A 20,295-nucleotide genomic window follows, 5' to 3' on the forward strand; every position below is an offset into this window, starting at 1 on the left:
GGCCTCCGGCTCAGGAGGAGGCGTCGGAGCGTGCGGCCTCAGGGACCGGCGAACACGCGCGCGGCAGCCCGCAGGATCGCGGTGTAACCGGTACAGCGACAGAGATGGCCCACGAGGGCGGCCCGGATCGCACCGTCATCGGACTCCGGTGCTCGGCGCAGCAGGGCTGCCAGCGCGAAGGTGATGCCGGGGGCGCAGTAGCCGCACTGGAAAGCATTCTCGGCGATCAGCGCCGCGCGCACGATCGCCATCTCCGGCCAGCCTGATGCGACCTCCGCTGTGACGATCTCGCGGCCGTCGAGCCGATAGGCCATGACGAGGCAGGCATTGACCGGCAGCCCGTCAACGAGGACCGTACAGGCGCCGCAGCGGCCGATGCCGCAGCCGGGCTTGGCGGCCGTGAGAGCATGGTCCTCCCGCAGGATGTCGAGGAGCCGCCGCTCCGGCGGCCCAGCATCGGCGCAGGTCTGCCCGTTGAGGCGGTAGCGGCGCTCGTTCACGATGCACCTGCCCCGCCGCCTACCGCTTGCAGCAGCGCCTCGGGCGAAATCGGCGTCACGCTCGGCCAAAATCCGGTCGCGTCCGCCACGGCGGCAGCGATGGCGGGCGTGACGGCGCCGATGCCGAGTTCGCCGATGCCGCGCGGGCCGTAGGGGTCGCTCGCGTCGAGGTCTGGCAGCGCGAGCACCCGGCTGCGCAAGGGTGCATCGGCGATGCCCGGCAGCATGTAGCGGTCGAGGTTGCCGGTGAGGTAGCGGCCTCCGGCCATGAGGGCATCCTCCGACAGGGTGAAGCCGAGGCCCTGCACGCCGCCGCCCTCGATTTGGCCGAGATAGGCCGCGGCATCGAGGACGGGACCCGCTGCGGTGTGCTGGTGCAGGTCGAGCACCCGCACCTGTCCCGTCGCCCGGTCGACGGCAACGCGGGCCAGGGTCGCGCCGAAGGCGAACAAGTAGCGTGCATTGCCCGCCACGTAGTCGGTCTTCGGATAGGCGAAGACCGCGTCGGCGCGCGGGCGGTTCATCTCGGGCAGGCGGGCGGCGAGTTCCGCAAAGGTGAGGAGGCAGCGGCGACTGTTCGACTGGGCTTCGCACAACCCACCGGGGCCGAGGGCGAGCTCCTCCGCCGGGCGGCCCAGGACCCGGGCGCCCGCGGTCAGCAGCGCACCGGCGAAAGGTACGCCGGCGCGCTGCGCGCCCATCCAGACGACGAAGCTGCCGCGCGAGGCGGTGGTGGAACCGGAATCTGGTGCGGCGGCGGTGTCGCCGGTGACGGCCCTGACATCCTCCCGCGCCACCCCGAGGCGGGCCGCGACAGCGCTGCGGATCGCCGTCTGCAGCCCCTGGCCGATCTCGTCGAGCCCGTAGCGTGCCTCGATGGCGCCGTCGGCGGCCAGAGCCAAGGTCACGGCGGCCCGATCCTCGGGCAGCGAGCCGAGGCCGTTGCCCTGATAGTTCAGAGCCATGCCGGTCCCTATGCTTTCCATAGCCCGATCCGCCTCCGCATCGGGGGACCAGAGCGGGCTCGCGGCGGCGGCATCCAGCATCTCGGCGAGCCGCTCGCTCGGGCCCACCCGCTGGCCCAGAGCGCCCGGACTGCCCGGAGCCCGCAGGTTGCGGCGGCGCATCGCCACCGGATCGAGGCCGGCCAACTCGGCAAGCCGCCCGATCTGGGATTCGATGGCGAAGGTCATCTCGTTGGCGCCGAAGCCCCGGAAAGCGCCGCAGGTGCCGTTGTTGGTGGCCACCAGCCGGGCGCGGCCGTCGAAATTGGGGACGCGGTAGGGTCCGCAGGCATGCTCCAGGGCCGTCTCGATCACGGCGGGGCTCAGGGACGCGTAGGCCCCACCGTCGGCGAGCACATCCACCACCACCGCGCACAGCCGACCCTGTGCGTCGCAGCCGCTGCGCATGCGAATCCGCATCGGGTTGCGCTTCACCCCGGCTGCCACCGACTCCGCCCGGTCGAGGTGCAGGCGTACAGGGCGTCCGGCCTTGAGGGCGAGCAGCGCCAGGGCCGGCTGCACCGTCAGCTCGTCCTTGCCGCCGAAGGCGCCGCCGGTCGGGCTCGTCACCACCCGGATGCGCGCCTCCGGCCAGCCGAGGATGCGCGCCAGCTGGAGCCGGTCGCGGGCCCCGTGCTGGCCACCGGCGCGGATCGTCAGGCTGCCATCGGGCTCGAGGGCAGCCCAGCCGCCTTCGGTCTCCAGGAATCCGTGCATCTGGCGCGGGGTGACGTAGGTCTCCGATACGATATGGGCACAATCCGCGAGGGCCGCGGCGGCATCCCCGCGCGTGACCACGACCTCGCGGCGCAGGTTGCCCTCCGGATGCAGCCGCGGCGCACCTTCGGCCAAGGCAGCCTCGGGCGAATCCACCACCGGCAGGGGCGCGTAGCCGACCCGGATCAGCGCCAGCGCCGCCCGCGCCGTGGTGTCGTCCACGGCCGCGACCGCCGCGACCGCGTCGCCCACGTAGCGGACCAGGGTGTCGCAGAGCGCCGGCTGGTCCTGGACCATGATCCCGAAGGCGTTGAGTCCCGGCACGTCGCGGTGGGTCACCACGGCTGAGACTCCGGGCAGCGCCTCGGCCGCCGCAGTCTCGAGGCTCACGATGCGGGCATGCGGCATTCCGGCCCGCAGGATGCGGCCGACCAGCATGCCGGGCACCCTCGCATCCGTGAGGTAGGCGAGGCGCCCATGCACCTTGTCGGCGATATCCGGGCGTACATGCCACGCCGCCGGGTTGGCGGCGCGCGACAGGATCCGCTCGCCCACGGGGGGTGGGCCGGCCGGGGGACGGGACGCGCGGCTCGGCGCACGCCGCGGTAGGGCCGCCACGCCGCCGAGGCCCGCCACCAGAGCGTTGGCCGCCGCGAGGCGGCGATAGGCGCCGCTGCGGGCGGCATCGTCGGGGGCCTCGATCTCGCCGAGCAGCGCTGCATGCAGGGCGCTCCAGTCGAGATGCGTCTCGCAGCACCCTGCGAGCCGGGCCTCCGCTTCGGGGAGCCGGCGCGACGCCACCGGACCGCCACCCACGGCCAGGCGCGCGGCAGCGATCCTCCCGCCCTCCAGGCGCAGGCGGCCCGCCACCCCGATCACGCTCGGGCTGAAGGCGGCGCGCAGGCCTATTTTGCGCAGGGTCGCGCGGTCGCTTAGCCGCTGGATCGGCACCCGCACTGCGACGACGAGGCTCGCGGGATCCAGTACCCTGCCGAGCCATGCGGCCAACGGAACCGCCTGGCCCGCGTCCGGGCAGAGTTCGAGTTCGGCGTCGAGGGCGAGGAGCGCGGGTAGGCAGCAGCCCGTGCGCCCCGCGACGTTGCCCCCGAGGGTGGCGAGCACGCGCACGCCCGGCGCCCCGACCCCCGCAATCGCCTCCGCCAGAAGCGGCAGGTCGCGGACGACGCGCGTGTCGCAGGCGATTTCGGCCAGGGGCACGGCGGCACCGATGCGCAGGCAATCGCCCTCCTGCGTGATTCCAAGAAGTTCGGTCAGGCCCGAGAGGTCGACGATCACCTCCGGGGGGGCGGTGCCGTTCGCCCAGTCGAGCTGGAGCGCGGTCGCACCCGCCGCGAGGCGCGCGGCCGGCCCATGCTCGCAGAGCGACGCGATGGCGTCGGCCGGGTCACGCGGCCGCAAGATTCTCATGGGAGTCCGATCCTCATGGGAGCCCAGCGGCTCGGGACGGCCTCAGGCATGGGACAGGGTGCCGAAGCGCAGGCCCTTTTCCTTGAGCCAGCGCCGGTAGACCACAGACGACTTGTCCGCCCGCGTCGGGATTTCGTGCCGCGGCTCCAGCGGCAACCGGAGGGGACGCTGGTTCTCCACGATGATGCGGTCCTGCAGGAAGATGACCTGCTCGAAGTTCAGGAGCGCCGTGTGGGTCGAGGTCGCATCCACGAGGTACATGACGGGCTGTGCCCGGCACAATTCCTCCTCCATGGGTTGGATGAACAGCGTGATGGCGTCGAGGCGGGCCGGGGCGCTCGGGCAGACCCGGTACAGCATGACCACGAAGGGCGACGGCACCCGGTAGGTCAGACGCACGAAATCGCCGGCGGATTCGGTGGCGGCGATGCGGGGCTGGAAGAAGGTGCAGTTCGTGGCCCAGACCTCGTCCACGTCCCGGCGGATCTCGGAGGCGTAGGCCGGCACCTGCGTGTGCGGCTCGGCCCCGAGGATGTCCGTGTGCACGAAGGGGAAATGGGCCATGTCGAGGAAATTCTCGACCACGCGGGGGGCGGACGTGCGCATCTTCACCCAGCCGCAGGGCACGAAGCGCCGGTCCGGCTCGTCAGCCTCGACGATCGCGATCACGTCGCGGTTCGGCTGGCCGAGGGTGGTCCAGAGGCAGCCGTAGCGGGTGCGGACCGGCAGGGGCGGCCCGTAACCGTCCGCCAGCCGCTCGCGCACCCGAAGCGTTCCGTCGGGCAGGCGGTCGCAGACGATGTCCTGGCCAAGCAGGCGCGTGGCCCGCGGCACGCCGCTCACCGCCGCCGCCGTCTCCACCGCATACCAGTCGTCCAGGGCGACCCGGTCGTCGGTCTTCATCGGCGGCCCCTCACCGACCCGGCCCCGTCCACTGCACGGTCCCCGCCTCGTTCTCGGCCAGCCACCCGGCCCGGCGGGTGAACAGGCCCGGCGCGAGGCCGCGGACATGGTCGATGAGGACGCGCAGGTCAGCGGTCTTGAGTCGGCCGTCCTCCACCACGACCGTGCCGTCCACCATGGTCAGGTCCACGTCCGAGCCTCGCACCGCGTGGACGAGGTTGTGCTGGAGGTTGAACCAGGGCCCGTCGCCGAAGAGCGGCGTCATCCGCGGCGTGTCGGTGCGGATCGCGATGAGGTCCGCGCGCTTGCCGGCCTCCAGGGAGCCGATCTCGTGCTCGAGGCCCAGGGCCCGGGCACCCAGGATCGTGCCCATGCGGAGGGCCTCCCAGGAATCGAGGGCGGCTGCGTCGAGGGTCTTGAGCTTGCCGAGCAGGGAGGCGGTTTTTATCTCCTCGAAGACGTCGAGGTTGTTGTTCTCCTTCTCGCCGTCGGTTCCGAGCCCGACCGCGACGCCGGCCTTCAGCATGGCTTCGACCGGCGCGATGCCGCTGGCGAGCTTCATGTTGCTGACCGGGTTGTGCGCCACCGCGACGCCGCGGCCGGCCAGCAGGTCGATCTCGGCCTCGTCGAGCCAGACCGCGTGGGCGATGAGGGCGCGGGGCGTCTCGAAGAAGCCGAGCCTGTCGAGGGCGAACATCGCCCGGCAGCCGTAGCGCTGCGTAAATTCCGCGACCTCGACCTCGGCCTCGCTGCAATGGGTGTGGAAGCCGGTGCCGTGGCGCTTGGCCATCTCGATGGCTCGGCGCTGGCCGGCCTCGTCGGCGTAGAACAGGTGCTCCAGGCCCACCCAGACGCTGATCCGCCCGTTCGCGCTGCCGTGCCGGCTCTCGATCAGCGCCTCGTTGTCGTCGAGGCGGTCGAAGTAGTCGTAGTCGGGATGCGCGCCGACATAGGGCACGCAGAGGAGGCGGTTGCCCAGGGTCTCGGCCGCCCGGGCGCTGCCCTCCATGAAGCGCCACATGTCGAGCATCGTGGTGCTGCCGGAGAGCAGCCCCTCGGCGTAGCAGAGCCAGGAGGCCGCCTCGGCCTCCTCGGGGCGCAGCAGCCGGTGCATCGGGTTGATGTGCAGCCGCAGCCAGTCCCAGACCGGCAGGTGCTCGGCGGTACCGCGCAGGAAGCCCGAATGCATATGCGCGTTGACGAGCCCCGGCATCAGCAGCCGGTCCGGCAGGCGTACCACGGCCGCGTACGGGTGCGCGGCGGCCAGGGCCTCCCGGGGACCGACGGCGCCGATCCGGTTGCCCTGGATCAGCACGGCCCCGTCCGTGACGACGCGGTTTCGGGGATCCATCGTGAGAACGAGGTCGGCGGCGAGGATGCGGTCGGCACTCATGTCGGGCTCACCTCGGTGACGCGGCTGCAGGCTCATCGTGCGGCCTCCCGGATCAGATCGGCGGCGCGTTCGGCGATCATCACCACCGCCGCCTGCGTGTTGCCGGTCGGAATCACCGGAATCACCGAGGCGTCGGCGACACGCAGGTCCTGCAGCCCATGCAGATTCAGGACCGGATCGACCACGGCGGCCGGTCCGGTGCCCATCGCGCATGTGCCGCAGGTGTGGAAGAACGTGGAGCAGGCGCGGGCCACGAAGGTCTTCGCTTCGGCCCGGCCGAGGCGCCGGGCGGGGGTGAGCGGAACCGCGCCGAGGTCGCGGAAGGCGGCCGTGCTGGCTAGGTCGAGGATCGTGTCGATGGCGCCCGCCAGGGCCGCGCGATCCGCTGACTCGGCGAGGAAGTTCGGCTGGATGGTGACGGCACCGTCCGGCTCCGCGCTCTCGAGGCGCAGGCTCCCGACGCTTCTGGAGCCCATCAGCCCGGGCGAGACCCCGAAGACCGGACCCGACAGGTCCGCCGTCGCCGCGATCTCCGGGCCGGCATGGGAGCCCTGCACCACGAAGGCATGCAGGTCGGGTGCGTGCGCATCCGCCCGGCTGCGCCAGTTCAGCTGCGCCCCGCCGCCGTTGTCGCGGACCGGCCCAAGGGGCGCCCGAGCGGAGAAGTTGATCCCCATCAGGAGCGGATGGTCCTGGAGATTCCGACCGATGCCCGGCAGGGCGTGGCGGACGGGGATTCCGAGCCGTGCGAGTTCGGCCGGGTCGCCGATGCCGGAGCGCATCAGCAGCGCGGGCGTGCCGATGGCCCCCGAGGCCAGCACGACCTCGTGGCGGGCACGCACCGCCACGACTCGCCCCGCGAGGGCGAGTCGCAGGCCGGTGCAGGCGCCGCCCGAAACCAGCAGGTCGAGGACCGTGGCGCCGGTGAGCACCGTCAGGTCCGGGTTGGCCGAGAGGGGGCGGATATAGCCGTCGACCACGCTCCAGCGCCGGTTGCCGCGCTTGTTCAGATTGGCCAGGGCGGCGCCCGTGTTGTCCGGCCCGTTGGCGTCGTCGAGGACAGGATGACCGCGTTCGGCCGCAGCCGCCAGGAGAGCAACGGCGACCGGATGGGGTTCGCTCGGGGTCTCGATGCGCAGTGGCCCCCCCGCGCCGCGCAGGAGCGTCTCCCCGTGTTCCCAGTCCTCCGCGCGCCGGAAATACGGGAGCACCGCGGCGAAGTCCCAGCCCGTGGCGCCGGCGGCGGCCCAACCATCGTAGTCGGACGGATGGCCGCGGTTCCACAGCATCGCGTTGATGCTGCTCGATCCGCCTAGGACGCGGCCCCGCGGAATCGCGATGGTGCGGCCCCCGACCGCGGGCGCGGGGGCGTAGGCATAACCCCAGTCGTTCGGGCCACCGAGGAGACCGACCCAGGCACCTGCATCCGCGATGGCGGGGTCGGCGGTGTCCGGCGGTCCGGCCTCCACCAGCAGTACGGCGAGGCCCGCTTCCGCGAGGCGACCAGCCACCACGCAGCCTCCGGTCCCGGCCCCGGCAACGACGACGTCGTAGGCGGAATCCAGGGCCTCGGCGTCGCGCAGCATCTCAGTTGTGCTCGCTCGGGCCCATGATGGTGATGCCCTCGCAGGCCTCGACGTGGCGCACGAAGATGTACTTGTCCTCGCGTCCGTCGCTGTGCTTGCGCCGGATGCCCGGCTGGACGCGGCCCGCCACCTTGGCGACCACGAGGTAGGGCGCCTGCGCCGCGAGCCCCTCGGCACAGTGCCGTTCGAAGGTGTCGAGGTCCCTTACCGTGTAGGCATGCTCCACGCCGGTACCGCGCGCGATCGCCGCGAGATCGACCCGGCCCCGTGCCGTGTGGGTCGGCGGGCCGCCGATCGACTGGTAGCAGTGGTTGTCCCAGACCACGACGAACAGGTTTGGCGGCTGCTCGTTGCCTAGGGTGGCGAGGATCCCGAGGTTGAACAGCAGGCCCCCGTCGGTATCGAGGGAGACGATGCGCCGATGGGGCAGGCCGGCGGCAAGGCCGAAGGCTTGAGGCGTCACGCAGCCGAGCTGCTGCTGGAACAGACTGGCCGACCGCATATGCGGAGCGGCATCGTACCACTCGTCGACGCTGCCCCCGAGGGAGAGGATCACCAGTTCGTCCCGGAGGCGTGCCGCGAGGCGCTGCATGCAGGCGTAGCGCGTCATCGACGCGTCGGACCCGATTTGCTCTCCGCTCATCGTACGATGCTCCCGCTGAGGGCGATCGCCGCATGGTAGTAGGAGGCGTAGGCCGAGGCGTAGGCGTCGGCGATCGCCCCCTCGATCTCGGCCTCGTCGCGCACCACCCGGTAGGGGATCCGCAGGGCCTCCAGCACCGGCTCCATGGTGATGCCGTGCGGGATCGCCCACCAGTTGTTTTCGCCGAGGTCGCCCCGGTAGCTCATCAGCATCACCACCGGGATGCCGGCTCCCAGCCCCATGCGGGCCAGGGGCTCGACGGAGGCGCGCAGGCCGGAATTCTCCATCACCAGCACGGCGCGCTTGCCGGACAGAAAGACGCCTCCGCAGATCGCCGCGCCCTCGCCCTCGTTCGTCACCGGAATGGTGCGCAGGTCCGGGTCCGCGTCGAGGGCGGGATAGAGTTCCCTGAACAGGGAGTCGGGAAGGTAGCAGACGATCGACACGCCGGCTCGCTTCAGGCCGCGGATCACGGCGTCAGCGGCGGCGGGCGTCATGTCAGGTCCTTCATCGGCAGATCGTTCATCGCGGTCCGATCCTGTCGTCGCAGGCTGTATCCCTGGGCGCAGGTTCGCCGCCCGGGCTTGTCCTGGATAGCTGCCGTTTTGTGGCCGGCATGATGCGCCGTGCGCAACACCCCGAGGGCTCAGAGCTCGGTAAGGACCTCGACGGCGCGGGCCAGCATCGCGGCGAGGGCCGCACCCGCTTCCGAAAGGCGGCCGCGGTTGCGCGCCACGAGAACGAGGCGGCGCGGCTTCAGCTTGGCGTCGACCAGGGGTACGAAGACGAGGCGTCCCTCGGCAATCTCGGCCTCGACCCCGAGGCGGGCCTGGAGGGAGATCCCGGCCCCGGCGCTCGCCAGCGCCACCATGGTGCCGATGGAGTTGGTGATGACCCGCCGACCGACATGGGCAGAGGCCTCCGCCAGGGCCTCCTCGATCGCTGTGCCGAGGGTGAGGCTGGTATCCGAGAGGATGACGGCCTCCTCTGCCAGGTCGAACATCCGCAGCGCCGCGCGTTGCGCGAGGGGGTGGTCGGGGCGCATCAGCGCCCCCACGGGGATGAGGGCCGCTGCGAGGCGCTGGGTTCCGCGCGGGGGGCGCAGATCGAAGCCGATGGCCAGTTCGCAATCCCCGTCGGCGATCGCCGCCGCGGCGGCGGCGGAGCGCACTACCTTGATGTCGACCGCGATGCCGGGATGACGCTCCCAGAATGCACCCATGACGGCCGGGAACAGGCCGCGCGCGACGCTCTCCACGAGGGCCACCGTGATGGTGCCGCGATGCAGTCCCTGCAGCTCGCCCACCTCCGTGCAGGCTCGGCTCAACTCACCGAGGCTCAGGCGCGCCCGGTACAGCAGGAGTTCTCCGGCACTGGTGAGGCGCAGGCGCTGCTTGGCACGCTCGAACAGCTGGGTGCCGAGATCCTGCTCGAGCTGCGCGATGACCCTGCTGACCGACGAGGGGGCGAGGTTGAGGGCCAGCGCCACCTGCCGGATCGATCCCGCGCGGGCGACAAGCTGGAAATAGTGCAGGCGGGTCGAGACGAGGCCGAGGCGATGGGGGTCCACGTTGACGGGTCCGGCCGGCCTCAATGATAGTCCGGGATGCCCGGCATGGTGCGGAAGCCCGGAAGGCCCCGCACCCGACGGCTCCAGCGGCGCAGGGCAGGATAGGCCTCGTGATCGATCCCGAAATCGCGCGCGAGGGCAAAGGCGGGGAACAGGGCGAGATCCGCGACCGTGGCGGCCGGTCCCGCGAACCACGCGAAGCCGAGCAGGCCCCGCAGGGTCATGTGATCCTCCATCGCGCGGAAGGCGGCGCGGGCCTGCGCCTCCAAGGCCTGCGCGTCGCCGGGATGGTCAAACAGGGCGGCGCGCCGGGCCAGGGTCGCGGCATGCAGGTCGCGCGTCGCGAAGGCGAGCCACATCAGGGTCTGCCCGAACGCCGCCGGCTCCTGCGGCAGCCAGGTGCCGGCCGCATCGTAGCGCCGGGCCAGATAGGCGAGGATCGCCTCGGCCTCGCGCAGCACGAGGCCGTCATCGACGAGGATCGGGAGGCTGCCGAGCGGATTCAGGTCGATCAGCGGCGGGCGCGCCTGCTCGTCGCCCGGGACCATGTCGACCGCGACGGTCTCGTGGGCTAGGCCCAGGGCGCCGAGGGCGAGCCGGACCTTGTAGCCGTTCTCATCGAGTTGGAAATCGTAGAGGCGCAGGCTCACGGCAGGGTTCCCTCGACATGGCGGCGCAGGGCCGTACAGGCTGATGCGAGCCCGGCGAGGTCGGCCCCCGGGGCGGCGGGCGAGGCCGGGACGACGATGTGGGCGGCGCTCGCCGCCCCGGCGAGGGGCTGCACCGCCACAAGGACGGGCGAGCCGGCGAGGTCGAAGTGGACGAGCCCGGTGCCCGGCGGACATCCCAGGGCAGTGGCGAGACGCTCGGCCGAGACGTCGAGGTAGAGGCTGCGCAAGGGCGTAACGGGCGCCGCCACCGCCGCGCCCTCCTCCGTCGCGTCCGCGTCCCCAGCCTCCGTCCCCCATCCTACCCAGATCATCCCAGCCCGTTCCTGGCAGGGAGAGGTGCGCGCCCGGATCATTGGGCCGACCGCGAGGTCCGGATGGGCGGGGATGTAGCGGCACTGGCCGGCGGTATCGTACTGCCAGCCGTGATACAGGCAGGCGATGTGATCGCCCCGCACGAAGCCGAAGCTGAGGCGCATGCCGCGATGGGGGCAGCGGTCCTCCCAGACATGGGCGAGGCCCGCCGCGTCGCGCCAGACCACGAGTTCGTGCCCGAATAGGCGCGTGCCCGCCGAGGTTCCGGGCTCCAGATCCGCGCTCAGGGCGACCGCGTACCATCCTGTCGGCTCATCCATCGTCATGCTCCCGTCCCGGGCCCGGCATCCCGTCCGCCGGCGCCGCCTCACACCGCTCGACGTCGTGGATCAGGCAATCCATGGGCCCAAGGCTGCAAGCCATCTCGAAGGCGTCGACGAAGTCGCTCTGGCCGGAGACCGTGACGACCATGCGTTCCGAGCCGGATGCGCCCCAGACGGAGGTCAGGTCGAGCAGGCGGGCTCGGTACTCCGCGAAGGCCCGGAAGCTCGCCGGACGGAACCGGCCGGAGAACGTCATGACCGTGGCGCTACGCATGGGCCGGGACCCTCCGGTGGGCCGTCGCCTCTTTCGGCGCCACTCCGATGACCTGCTTAAAGCGTGATCGGATCGGATCGCAAGCCCTCGCAAATCCCCAAGCCGCACCTTCCGCGGTGTTGCGTTGGGCGCACCAGCCTGATCGCTTTTTCCCGGCTATGCGGGACAGCGCGGCGCCGCCACGCTGACCGGATGCGGATCGGTGGACCGGCCCGGAGACCTCACCGGGAAGGCCTGCCGAAGCGAAGGCCTGCCACGTCGGGGCACGGATCTCGCCGCCGCTTTCTCAGCGGGAGTTCCCGGGATCGGGCTCGCCCGCGCTGCCGCCCGGCCACGGCGCGGTGATTCCAGCTGGAGCCCAGCGATGACCGATGCCGTTCTGCCGAGCCGCCGCCATCTCCTCGGCCTGGGAGTCGCCACCGGCGCAGGCCTGATCCTCCCCGCCGGACTGTTGCCGGCTCGGGCCGCCACACCCCTCCCGGCGGTGGCCGAGAAGGACGCGGTGATCGCCTTCGGGCATGTGGGCCCGGTCACGGACGAGGGTTGGACCTGGAGCCACGACCAGGGGATGAAGGCCGTGCAGGCCGCTTTCCCGCAGGCCAAGACCCTGTTCGTGGAGTCGATCCCCTACTCGGCCGACGCCTCGCGGACCTTCCGGCAATTCGTCTCGAACGGCGCCAACCTCGTCTTCGCCACCTCGAATTACGGTGATTTCCTCTACGACGTCGCCAAGCGTGCCCGGAAGGTCGGCTTCCTCGAATGCGACGGGCGCACCACGGGCGATAATCTCGGCTGGTACTACTTCGCGCATTGGTACCCGACCTACGTGCTCGGCGTCGCGGCCGGCCTGATGAGCAAGTCGGGCAAGCTCGGCTACATCGCCTCGTTCCCCGTACCCTCCTGCTTCTCCTCGACCAACGCCTTCCTGATGGGCGCCCGCACTGTGAAACCCGAAGCGACCGTGCAGGTGATCACCATCAATTCCTGGTTCGATCCCCAGGCGGCGAACCAGGCCGGCGTGGCTCTCGCCAACAACGGCTGCGACTTCCTGTTCGGCATCATGGACGAGGCCGGCTACCTCCAGGTGGCCCAGCAGCGCGGCATCAAGGCCGCCATGTGGAATACCGACATGCGCCGCTTCGGGCCGGACGCCTATGTCAGCTCGATCGTGGTCGACTCGCGGAAGTACTACGTCGACCAGGTGGCCCGGCGCATCGCCGGGACCTGGACGCCGGGCACGACGCTGCTGCCCATGGGCGGCGGCGTCGACCGCGACGTTTGGGGCCAATCCGTCCCGGAGACAGTGGCGCGGCAGGCCGACGCCGCCCGCGACAGGATCCTCGGCGGCACGTCGCCGTTCATGGGCGAGATCCGGGACAACAAAGGCCAGGTCCGCGTCCCCGCCAGCAAGACCATGACGGACGCCGAACTCTACAATTGGGACTGGTCGATTGAGGGTGTGGCTGGCCTCGGCGCCTGATGGGCGTGCCGGCCGCGACGTCCCGCGACCCGGCCGAGGACGCGCTTGGCTACCCGCCCGGCACGCCGGCTCTGGTGGAGCTGCAGGGTATCACCAAGGCGTTCCCGGGCGTGCTCGCGAACGACGCCATCGACCTCACTGTGATGCCGGGCGAGATCCACGCGCTGCTGGGCGAGAACGGGGCCGGCAAGTCGACCCTGATGAATATCCTCACCGGCATTTACCAGCCCGATGCCGGCACGATCATCCTGGACGGCTACGCCCGTGGCCTGCCCTCGCCCCAGACGGCGATCGCGGCCGGGATCGGCATGGTGCATCAGCACTTCAAGCTCGTGCCCGCCTTTACGGCGGCCGAGAATATCCATCTCGGCTGGTCGCGGACGCCGTGGCGCGCCTCCGCTGCGGCGCTGGAGGCACGCACCCGGGCCCTCGCCGCACGCTTCAACCTCGCGGTGCGGCCCGAGGCGATCGTCGGCGACCTCTCGGCCGGCGAGCAGCAGCGTGTCGAGATCCTGCGGGTCCTGGCGCGCGAGGCGCGCATCCTGATCCTCGACGAGCCCACCGCCGTGCTCACCCCCGCCGAGGCGCGAGAGCTGTTCTCCGCCCTGCGGAGCTTCCGCTCCGGCGGCAATGCCGTGATCTTCATCAGCCACAAGCTCGACGAGGTGGTGGCCATCGCTGACCGGATCAGTGTGCTGCGCTGCGGCCGCAAGGTCGCCACGCGTTCCGCCGCGGGCGCCGACGAGCGCGGCCTCGCGACGCTCATGGTCGGCCACGACATCGCCCTGCGCCGCAAGCGTCCCCGCGCAGCCGGGACGTCGGTCTCACGGGCGCCCGTCCTCGAACTCGAAGGCGTCTCGGTTCACGACGACCGGGGTCTGCCCGCGCTGCGGGACGTTTCCCTCTCCCTACACGTGGGCGAGATCCTGGGCATCGCCGGAGTCGCGGGCAACGGTCAGCGCGAACTGAGCCAGGTCGTGACGGGCATGCGCCGTCCTGCGCAGGGGACGGTGCGGATCGACGGGCGCCTGGCGGCACGGTCCGGCGCGGCCGCCTTCGCGGCGGCCGGCATCGGCCACATCCCGGAGGATCGCCTGCGCAGCGGCCTCGCCCCAGATCTCAGCGTGTCCGACAACGCGGTGCTGCGCGAATATGGGGGGGCGCGGATCGGCGCCGGGGGGCTCTTCAGACCCCGGGCGGCGGCGGAACTCGCCCGGACGATCGCCGCCGACGCAGCGGTGATGGTGCCGGATTTCGCCATGCCGGTGCGAAATCTTTCGGGCGGCAACCAGCAGCGGCTCGTGGCCGGCCGCGAAATCCGCATCGCCGACCGGGTATTGGTCGCCGCCTATCCGAGCCGGGGCCTCGATGTCGGGGCGATCGACACGCTGCTGTCCTACCTCGCGGAGCTGCGCGACCGGGGCCGGGCGGTGCTGCTCTTCTCGGAGGAGCTGGAGGAGATCCTCGAACTCGCCGACCGGATCGCTGTGCTGTTCGCAGGGCGGATCATGGGCGTGATGCCCGCAGCCGAAGCGGACATCGAGACGCTCGGGTTGATGATGGGCGGACGGGAGGCGCATGCGTGACCTGGCGTTTCCAGAGGATGCCGACCGTTCCGGCCGGAATCGCCCTGCTCGGACGCCTCGCGGCGATCGTGCTGGCCCTCGCCTGCGTCGCCCTGATCCTGGCTCTCGCTGGCCGGGCGCCCGTGCGCCTCGGCGCCGAGGTGATCGGCGCCGCCTTCGGGTCCGTCCAGGGGCTCGAGGATCTCGGTCTCCTCGTCACGCCCCTCATCCTGACCGGCGTCGCGGTCGCTCTGACCCAGCGCATCGGTCTCTGGAATATCGGCGGCGAGGGCCAGTTCAACGCCGGCGCCCTAGCTGCGACGGCGGTGGGTCTCGGGCTCCGGGGCGACGACCTCGTGGTTCTGCCGCTCATGGCTTTGGCCGGAGCGGCCGGCGGCGCAGCCTGGATCCTGGTCCCGACCCTGGCTCGCGCCTTGGCAGGCGTCAGCGAACTCATCACCACGCTGCTCCTGAACTTCGTGGCCGCGCTTCTCGTGGCATGGCTCTGCACCGGCCCCTGGCGCGATCCCTCCGGGCTGGCGCTCGCCACCACGGCACGCATTCCCGCCGAGCTTCCGCCGCTGGGCGAGGGGCTGCACTGGGGCTTGCCGATCGCCCTGGCGGTGGCGGTGCTGGCGGCCGGCCTCCTCGCCTTCACGCGCTTCGGCTACGAGGTCCGCATCGCGGGCGCCAATCCGGGCGCAGCCCTCTACGCCGGCATCCCGGTCCGCACGCGGATCATCGCCGTGATGCTGCTCTCCGGCGCTGTGGCAGGGCTTGCCGGAATGATCGAGCTCGCCGGCACGGTGCACCGGCTGCAGGGCGGCATCTCCAACAACTACGGCTATCTCGGCATCATGGTGGCGGTCCTCGCGCGGGGCTCGTGCCTCGGCGTGATCGTGGGCGCGGTGCTGATGGCGGCCCTTCTCAATGCCGGCATCACCCTGCAGACCCAGGGGGTGAACACCAGTACGGTGCTCGCCATCACGGGATTGATTCTGCTCTTCACGGCGATCGGCGACGAACTCGCGCATTACCGGCCCGCGCGGCGGGCGCGGGCCATGGATTGAGGGAGGCGTCGCTTGGACGTGATCACCGGCATCCTGTCGACGGCGCTGCTGGCTGGCGGCGTCCTTGCCCTGGCAGCCCTGGGGGAGGTGCTCGCCGAGCGCGTCGGCGTGGTCAATCTCGGGGTGGAGGGGCTGATGTCCCTGGGGGCCCTCACGGGGATCGCCACCGTGGCGGCGGTCCCGAGTCCCACCCTCGGCTTCCTCGCGGCGCTGGGCGTGGGCTTCGGCTTCGGCTGCGTGTTCGCCGCCGCGACCGTGCTGCTGCGGGCCAACCAGGTTCTGTGCGGACTCGCCCTGACACTCCTCGGCTCCGGCCTCGCGGCGACGCTCGGTCGGTCCTATGCGGGGGCTCCGGCCGCGGCCGCCTTCCCCCGGGTTGCGGTTCCGGGGCTCAGCGAAATTCCCGTCCTCGGCCCGGCCCTGTTCTCGCAGAACCTGCTGCTCTACCTAATCTACCTCGTCCTGCCGGTCGGGCTGCACCTGCTGCTCTTCAGGACGCGCCACGGCCTGAACCTGCGCGCCGTCGGAGAGAACCCGGCCGCTGCGGATGCGGCGGGCATCCCGGTGGCGGCGATCCGCTTCCTCTACGTCGCCCTCGGCGCGAGCCTCGCCTGCGGTGCGGGCGCCTATCTCACCCTTGCCTTCGTGTCGTCCTGGTCGGAGGGCGTGGTGGCCGGACGCGGCTGGATCGCCGTCGCCCTGGTGATCTTCGCCGGGTTCCGCCCCCTCGCCGCCGTGGCGGCCGCCCTGCTGTTCGGCGCGATCACCGCACTGGGCTTCGTCGGGCAGGCGCGGGGATGGCCGGTGGCGCCCGCGATCCTGTCGATGCTGCCCTATCTCGGCACCGTCGCGTTCATCATCCTGCCGGTGGTGGCCTGGCGTCGGGCGCGGGGCTGGTTCGCCGCGCCCGCGGCCCTCGGCCTGCCCTATCACCGCGACGTTCGCTGAGGAGCGTTGCCCGATGCCGACACTTCTCGTGCGTCACATCAGCCACCTCGCCACCTTCGACGAGGGCGCCCGCGAGATCCGGGATGGCGCCCTCTATCTGCGCGACCACGTCATCGAGGCGGTCGGAACCGATGCCGAACTCGGATCGCGCGTCGCCGACCGGGTGCTCGACCTGTCCGGTCACCTCGTCATGCCGGGCATGATCAACACCCACCACCACATGTACCAGAACCTGACGCGGGTGATGGTGCAGGACGAGCCGCTCTTCACCTGGCTCACCACCCTCTACCCGATCTGGGCGCGTCTCGACGACGACGCCATCCGAGTCTCGGCCGAGGTGGCAATGGCCGAGCTGATCGCATCGGGCTGCACCACGAGTTCCGACCACCTCTACATCCGTCCCAACGACGTCACCCTGGATTCCACCATCGCGGCCGCGCAGCGCATCGGTTTGCGCTTTCACGCGGCGCGGGGTGCCATGTCGCGTGGGCAGAGCCAGGGCGGCCTGCCGCCGGATGCCTGCGTGGAGCGCGAGGCGGACATCCTGAAGGACGCTGAGCGGCTGATCCACGCCCACCATGATCCGGACCGCCACGCGATGATCCGCATCGTGATCGCGCCCTGCTCGCCCTTCTCGGTGACGCCCGGTCTGATGCGGGAGGCGGCCGCCCTTGCCCGCGCGCACGGCGTCCACCTGCACGCGCACCTTGCCGAGGACCTCGACGAGGAGGTCTGGTGCCAGGGGGCCTACGGCATGCGTCCCGCCGCCTTCGCGGAATCCGTGGGCTGGGTCGGCCCCGACGTCTGGTTCGCCCACGCGATCTTCCTTGATTCGGACGAGATCCGGCGCTTCGCCGAGACGGGCACCGGCATGGCGCATTGTCCCTCCGCCAACATGCGCTGCGGGCAGGGAATCGCGAAGATCCGCGAGATGCTGGATGCTGGCATGACCTGCGGGCTCGGCGTCGACGGCTCCGCCTCCAACGACACGTCGAACCTCTTCCTCGAAGCGCGGCTGGCGCAGCTCCTCCAGCGGGTCGCTCCCCACCGCTACGGATCCGAGGCGCCCGGCGGGCGCGGCGGCTTCGGCGGTACGCCCGGCGCTCTCTCGGCCCGCGAGGCCCTCGGCATGGCCACCCGCGGCGGCGCCCGACTTCTCGGCCGGGACGATATCGGCGCATTGGCCCCCGGTATGAGCGCGGACTTCATCGCCGTGAAACTCGATCAGCTCGGCCTCTCGGGCACCCAGCGCGACCCGCTCGCCGCCATGGTGATGTGCGGCCCCTTCCGGGTCTCTCACAGCGTCATCCACGGGCGCGCGGTCATGGCTGACGGGGCCTTCTGCGACCTCGACCTCGCGGCCCTCCTCGCCGAGCACGCCGCCACGATGGCGCGAATCTGGCAATGACGAGAGGAGCCGGACCGGCTGCGGTCGCCCAGGAGTTCGCAATGGAAACCTTTCTGGACGCTCTCGCCCCATCCACTCCCCGGCCCGGTCCCGAGCTCGAGTCGGCGATCCGCGACGCCTGGTACGTGATCGGGCCCGCCCACAGACCCCGTCCGGGGCCGGCCCGGACCCGGCTCCTCGGCATCGATCTCATCGTTTCGGGCACCGACCCAGTCCGGGTCCGAACCGTCTGCGGGCGGAATCTCCTGTCACGGACGCGCTATGGCTGCCTCTGGGTCAGCCTCGGCGAACCGGCGGGCGAGCCGCCCGCGATCCCGGAGGCCGACGAGGCCGATCGGCGCCACGTGCCCTGCGGAGCGGTCGGGCTGCGGGCCTCCGGGCTCAGGATCGTCGAGAACTTTCTCGACATGGCGCATTTCCCCTTCGTGCATACGGACATCCTCGGGGCCGAACCGCACACCGAGGTGATGCACTACACCACCGAAATCCGGCGCGACGTCGACGAGGTCTGGGCCACCAACTGCCGATTCTTCCAGCCCCAGGCTGCCTTCTCGGCAACGGGAGGGCTCGTGACGCAATACCAATACCGTGTCGCCACACCCCACGTGACGATGCTGTACAAGACCTGCCCCAGCGCGGCCGACCGCTGGGACGTGATCTGCCTGTTCGTCCAGCCCCTCGGCCCGGACCGCTGCAGGGCGCATCCGGTGATGTTCCTGATCGACGAATCGTCCCGGCTGACCGACCTCGTTGCCTTCCAGCAGGTCATCTTCCTGCAGGACCGCATCATCCTGGAGAACCAGCGCCCGGTCCTGCTGCCCCTCGAACCGCGCGCCGAGATCCCGACGCGGGCTGACGCCTCCTCAGTGGCCTACCGGCGCTGGCTCAAGGAGAAGGGCGTGACCTATGGCACCACCCTGCACGCCGCGCCGCAGACCTGAAGGCCTGGACGAATTCCCCCTCGGAAGCCGGATCGTTCCGGGCAGCGAGGAGCATCCTTCAGAGATGGGCATCTCCCATGGGACGCTCGCAACCCCCTGCCGCCGCGATCGTCCGATGGTCTCCTCGGCCCCGCCGTCGCCGCTCTGCCCGTGTCGCACAACCTCACCGGCTTCGTCGCGCCAGCCACGGGCGGGAGCCACCGGTACGGTGGCAACGGCGGCTCCGAGCCCCTCGCCATCGGCGGTCACGGACCCACGCGGCGGGCCTCTCGAACGGGGATTGGGGGGACGTTTCGTTGCGCGGTTTACGGTCGACGCGAGTTGAATGCTGCGGATCCGCGGCAGGGCCCTGACACTGTTATCCGGTCGGCGCCGCGTCCTGTTTCAGGTCACCGACGATTGAGGCCCCGAAGCCGTCCTGGACCGGGCAGTCATCGGGTGGATCGAAAGCACGGTGCGTTCATCGAAGGAGCGCTCAAGGTGCCAACGTCAGCGTCCGCGAACCTTTGCCGCGAAGGCAGCGATCCACAAGAAGACAAGCTCGTTCGAGCGGAGGTCAGTGACGGCTCCGGGAAGGAGTGAACTTCAAGCGGGATTGACCTGACCGGTATTTTGGACCGAGCCGATTGAGAGGCTACTGCATGGTCGCGGCCATGGGTAGCCGGAAGGCCAGACCCGGGTAGCTGACAGGCGCGGGCGGCCGATAGCCCAGCGACGAATGCGGTCGGACGCAGTTGTACTTGGTTTGCCACAGACCGATGACGATCTGCGCCTCCTTCAGCGAGTAGAAGATCTCCTGGCGTAGGAACTCGTCGCGCAGCTTGCCGTTGAAGCTCTCACAGTACCCGTTCTCCCACGGCGATCCTGGCGCGATGTACTGGATCTGTGGCCCCGTCTTGGCGACCCACTTGCGCAGTGCCTTCGAGATCATCTCAGGGCCATTATCGCAGCGGATGTGCTCGGGGATGCCGTGCAGGCACATGGCATCGGCCAGCGCCTCGATCACGCCGATGCTGTTGATGCGCCGTGCCACCTTCAGCGCCAGGCACGCCCGGCTATGCTCGTCGATCAGCGTCAGGATGCGTAGGCTTCGGCCGTCGTGGGTCTGAGCCTGCACGAAGTCGAAGCTCCACACATGGTTGCGGTGGAGCGGCCGTAGCCGCACGCATGAGCCGTCGTTCAGCCATAGGCGGCTGCGGGGTCTCTGTCGGCTAGGGACTTTGAGCCCCTCGCGACGCCAGTTGCGCTGAACCCGGTCCTTGCCCACTTGCCAGCCGGCTGCCTGCAGCAGCGCGGTGACGCGGCGGTAGCCGTAGCGCCCGTACTCGGACGCCAGGGCGATGATGGCGCGGGTCAGCTCATCCTCGTCGGCCGGCACGGTGGGCACGTAGCGCTGCGTACCCCGATGCTGGCCGACGATCCGGCAGGCGTGACGCTCCGAGAGGCCGTACTTCTCCCGGATGCCGTCGACCGCCTGCCGGCGTCGCTCGGGGGCTAGATGGGGTATTCGGGGTGCGTCGCGCGGTGGAAGCGGCATGATGGTGCTCTGAACCAACCTC

18 protein-coding genes are annotated in these 20,295 nt (G+C 70.9%); 6 read left to right on the forward strand and 12 right to left on the reverse strand.

The features are described from left to right. Nucleotides 1-38: 38 nt before the first annotated feature. The 11 genes from ASF18_RS02705 to ASF18_RS02755 form a co-directional block, all read right to left on the reverse strand. Nucleotides 39-500, reverse strand: coding sequence for a 2Fe-2S iron-sulfur cluster-binding protein (locus tag ASF18_RS02705; protein WP_056349183.1), 462 nt, complete (start codon nucleotides 498-500; stop codon nucleotides 39-41). Continuing rightward, entirely contained in the window at nucleotides 497-3,649 is a 3,153-nt protein-coding gene (locus tag ASF18_RS02710) for a molybdopterin cofactor-binding domain-containing protein (RefSeq protein WP_056349186.1), read from the reverse strand. The genes ASF18_RS02705 and ASF18_RS02710 overlap by 4 nt, the downstream gene beginning before the upstream one ends. Nucleotides 3,650-3,691: 42 nt before the next feature. Then, nucleotides 3,692-4,552 (reverse strand): hypothetical protein, encoded by an 861-nt coding sequence (locus ASF18_RS02715; RefSeq protein WP_056349188.1) that lies wholly within the window; start codon nucleotides 4,550-4,552, stop codon nucleotides 3,692-3,694. Nucleotides 4,553-4,562: 10 nt separating this feature from the next. Next, entirely contained in the window at nucleotides 4,563-5,945 is a 1,383-nt protein-coding gene (locus ASF18_RS02720) for an amidohydrolase (protein ID WP_056349193.1), read from the reverse strand. A 32-nt stretch (nucleotides 5,946-5,977) separates the two neighbouring features. Further along, nucleotides 5,978-7,531: a GMC family oxidoreductase N-terminal domain-containing protein gene (locus ASF18_RS02725; protein WP_056349196.1), complete on the reverse strand. Its 1,554-nt coding sequence runs from the start codon at nucleotides 7,529-7,531 to the stop codon at nucleotides 5,978-5,980. A 1-nt stretch (nucleotide 7,532) separates the two neighbouring features. Beyond that, nucleotides 7,533-8,174, reverse strand: coding sequence for a thiamine pyrophosphate-dependent enzyme (locus ASF18_RS02730; protein WP_056349199.1), 642 nt, complete (start codon nucleotides 8,172-8,174; stop codon nucleotides 7,533-7,535). After that, complete coding sequence (locus ASF18_RS02735; RefSeq protein ID WP_056349202.1) at nucleotides 8,171-8,671, reverse strand: thiamine pyrophosphate-binding protein; 501 nt, start codon at nucleotides 8,669-8,671, stop codon at nucleotides 8,171-8,173. The genes ASF18_RS02730 and ASF18_RS02735 overlap by 4 nt, the downstream gene beginning before the upstream one ends. A gap of 149 nt (nucleotides 8,672-8,820) precedes the next feature. Further along, entirely contained in the window at nucleotides 8,821-9,744 is a 924-nt protein-coding gene (locus ASF18_RS02740) for a LysR family transcriptional regulator (RefSeq protein ID WP_056349205.1), read from the reverse strand. A gap of 20 nt (nucleotides 9,745-9,764) precedes the next feature. Then, on the reverse strand, nucleotides 9,765-10,394 hold the full coding sequence (locus tag ASF18_RS02745; RefSeq protein WP_056349206.1) for a glutathione S-transferase family protein: 630 nt from the start codon (nucleotides 10,392-10,394) through the stop codon (nucleotides 9,765-9,767). After that, nucleotides 10,391-11,047 (reverse strand): Rieske (2Fe-2S) protein, encoded by a 657-nt coding sequence (locus ASF18_RS02750; RefSeq protein WP_056349209.1) that lies wholly within the window; start codon nucleotides 11,045-11,047, stop codon nucleotides 10,391-10,393. Before ASF18_RS02750 ends, ASF18_RS02745 begins: the two co-directional genes overlap by 4 nt. Further along, nucleotides 11,040-11,324: a hypothetical protein gene (locus tag ASF18_RS02755; RefSeq protein ID WP_056349213.1), complete on the reverse strand. Its 285-nt coding sequence runs from the start codon at nucleotides 11,322-11,324 to the stop codon at nucleotides 11,040-11,042. Before ASF18_RS02755 ends, ASF18_RS02750 begins: the two co-directional genes overlap by 8 nt. 364 nt (nucleotides 11,325-11,688) lie before the next feature. Here ASF18_RS02755 and ASF18_RS02760 point away from each other — a divergent pair, with 364 nt between their 5' ends. Genes ASF18_RS02760 through ASF18_RS02785 form a run of 6 tightly spaced genes read left to right on the forward strand, consistent with a single transcriptional unit; the run spans nucleotide 11,689 to nucleotide 18,736 of the window. Further along, nucleotides 11,689-12,804 carry a BMP family ABC transporter substrate-binding protein gene (locus ASF18_RS02760; RefSeq protein WP_056349216.1) on the forward strand — a complete coding sequence of 372 codons (1,116 nt, stop codon included), beginning with the start codon at nucleotides 11,689-11,691 and terminating at the stop codon, nucleotides 12,802-12,804. Nucleotides 12,805-12,809: 5 nt separating this feature from the next. Continuing rightward, entirely contained in the window at nucleotides 12,810-14,390 is a 1,581-nt protein-coding gene (locus ASF18_RS02765; RefSeq protein WP_244472543.1) for an ABC transporter ATP-binding protein, read from the forward strand. Then, complete coding sequence (locus ASF18_RS02770) at nucleotides 14,387-15,439, forward strand: ABC transporter permease (RefSeq protein WP_056349223.1); 1,053 nt, start codon at nucleotides 14,387-14,389, stop codon at nucleotides 15,437-15,439. The genes ASF18_RS02765 and ASF18_RS02770 overlap by 4 nt, the downstream gene beginning before the upstream one ends. A 12-nt stretch (nucleotides 15,440-15,451) precedes the next feature. Continuing rightward, nucleotides 15,452-16,387, forward strand: coding sequence for an ABC transporter permease (locus ASF18_RS02775; RefSeq protein ID WP_056349226.1), 936 nt, complete (start codon nucleotides 15,452-15,454; stop codon nucleotides 16,385-16,387). Between the two features lie 13 nt (nucleotides 16,388-16,400). Continuing rightward, the gene (locus ASF18_RS02780; protein ID WP_056349229.1) at nucleotides 16,401-17,795 is read left to right on the forward strand and encodes an 8-oxoguanine deaminase; all 1,395 of its coding nucleotides are present in this window, start codon (nucleotides 16,401-16,403) and stop codon (nucleotides 17,793-17,795) included. A gap of 41 nt (nucleotides 17,796-17,836) precedes the next feature. After that, nucleotides 17,837-18,736 (forward strand): aromatic ring-hydroxylating dioxygenase subunit alpha, encoded by a 900-nt coding sequence (locus ASF18_RS02785; RefSeq protein WP_056349231.1) that lies wholly within the window; start codon nucleotides 17,837-17,839, stop codon nucleotides 18,734-18,736. Between the two features lie 634 nt (nucleotides 18,737-19,370). Here ASF18_RS02785 and ASF18_RS02790 read toward each other — a convergent pair. Further along, the coding region (locus tag ASF18_RS02790) for an IS3 family transposase (protein WP_244472544.1) at nucleotides 19,371-20,295 on the reverse strand (925 nt) is incomplete at its 5' end.

This window comes from Methylobacterium sp. Leaf89, from assembly GCF_001422215.1.
Taxonomy (GTDB): domain Bacteria; phylum Pseudomonadota; class Alphaproteobacteria; order Rhizobiales; family Beijerinckiaceae; genus Methylobacterium.

Coding starts and splice junctions, on each gene's coding strand:
- ASF18_RS02725 (WP_056349196.1), bottom strand. CDS start 7,531: ATGCTGCGCGACGCCGAGGCCCTGGATTCCGCCTACGACGTCGTCGTT.
- ASF18_RS02755 (WP_056349213.1), bottom strand. CDS start 11,324: ATGCGTAGCGCCACGGTCATGACGTTCTCCGGCCGGTTCCGTCCGGCG.
- ASF18_RS02730 (WP_056349199.1), bottom strand. CDS start 8,174: ATGAGCGGAGAGCAAATCGGGTCCGACGCGTCGATGACGCGCTACGCC.
- ASF18_RS02750 (WP_056349209.1), bottom strand. CDS start 11,047: ATGGATGAGCCGACAGGATGGTACGCGGTCGCCCTGAGCGCGGATCTG.
- ASF18_RS02735 (WP_056349202.1), bottom strand. CDS start 8,671: ATGACGCCCGCCGCCGCTGACGCCGTGATCCGCGGCCTGAAGCGAGCC.
- ASF18_RS02785 (WP_056349231.1), top strand. CDS start 17,837: ATGGAAACCTTTCTGGACGCTCTCGCCCCATCCACTCCCCGGCCCGGT.
- ASF18_RS02760 (WP_056349216.1), top strand. CDS start 11,689: ATGACCGATGCCGTTCTGCCGAGCCGCCGCCATCTCCTCGGCCTGGGA.
- ASF18_RS02720 (WP_056349193.1), bottom strand. CDS start 5,945: ATGAGTGCCGACCGCATCCTCGCCGCCGACCTCGTTCTCACGATGGAT.
- ASF18_RS02780 (WP_056349229.1), top strand. CDS start 16,401: ATGCCGACACTTCTCGTGCGTCACATCAGCCACCTCGCCACCTTCGAC.
- ASF18_RS02715 (WP_056349188.1), bottom strand. CDS start 4,552: ATGAAGACCGACGACCGGGTCGCCCTGGACGACTGGTATGCGGTGGAG.
- ASF18_RS02710 (WP_056349186.1), bottom strand. CDS start 3,649: ATGAGAATCTTGCGGCCGCGTGACCCGGCCGACGCCATCGCGTCGCTC.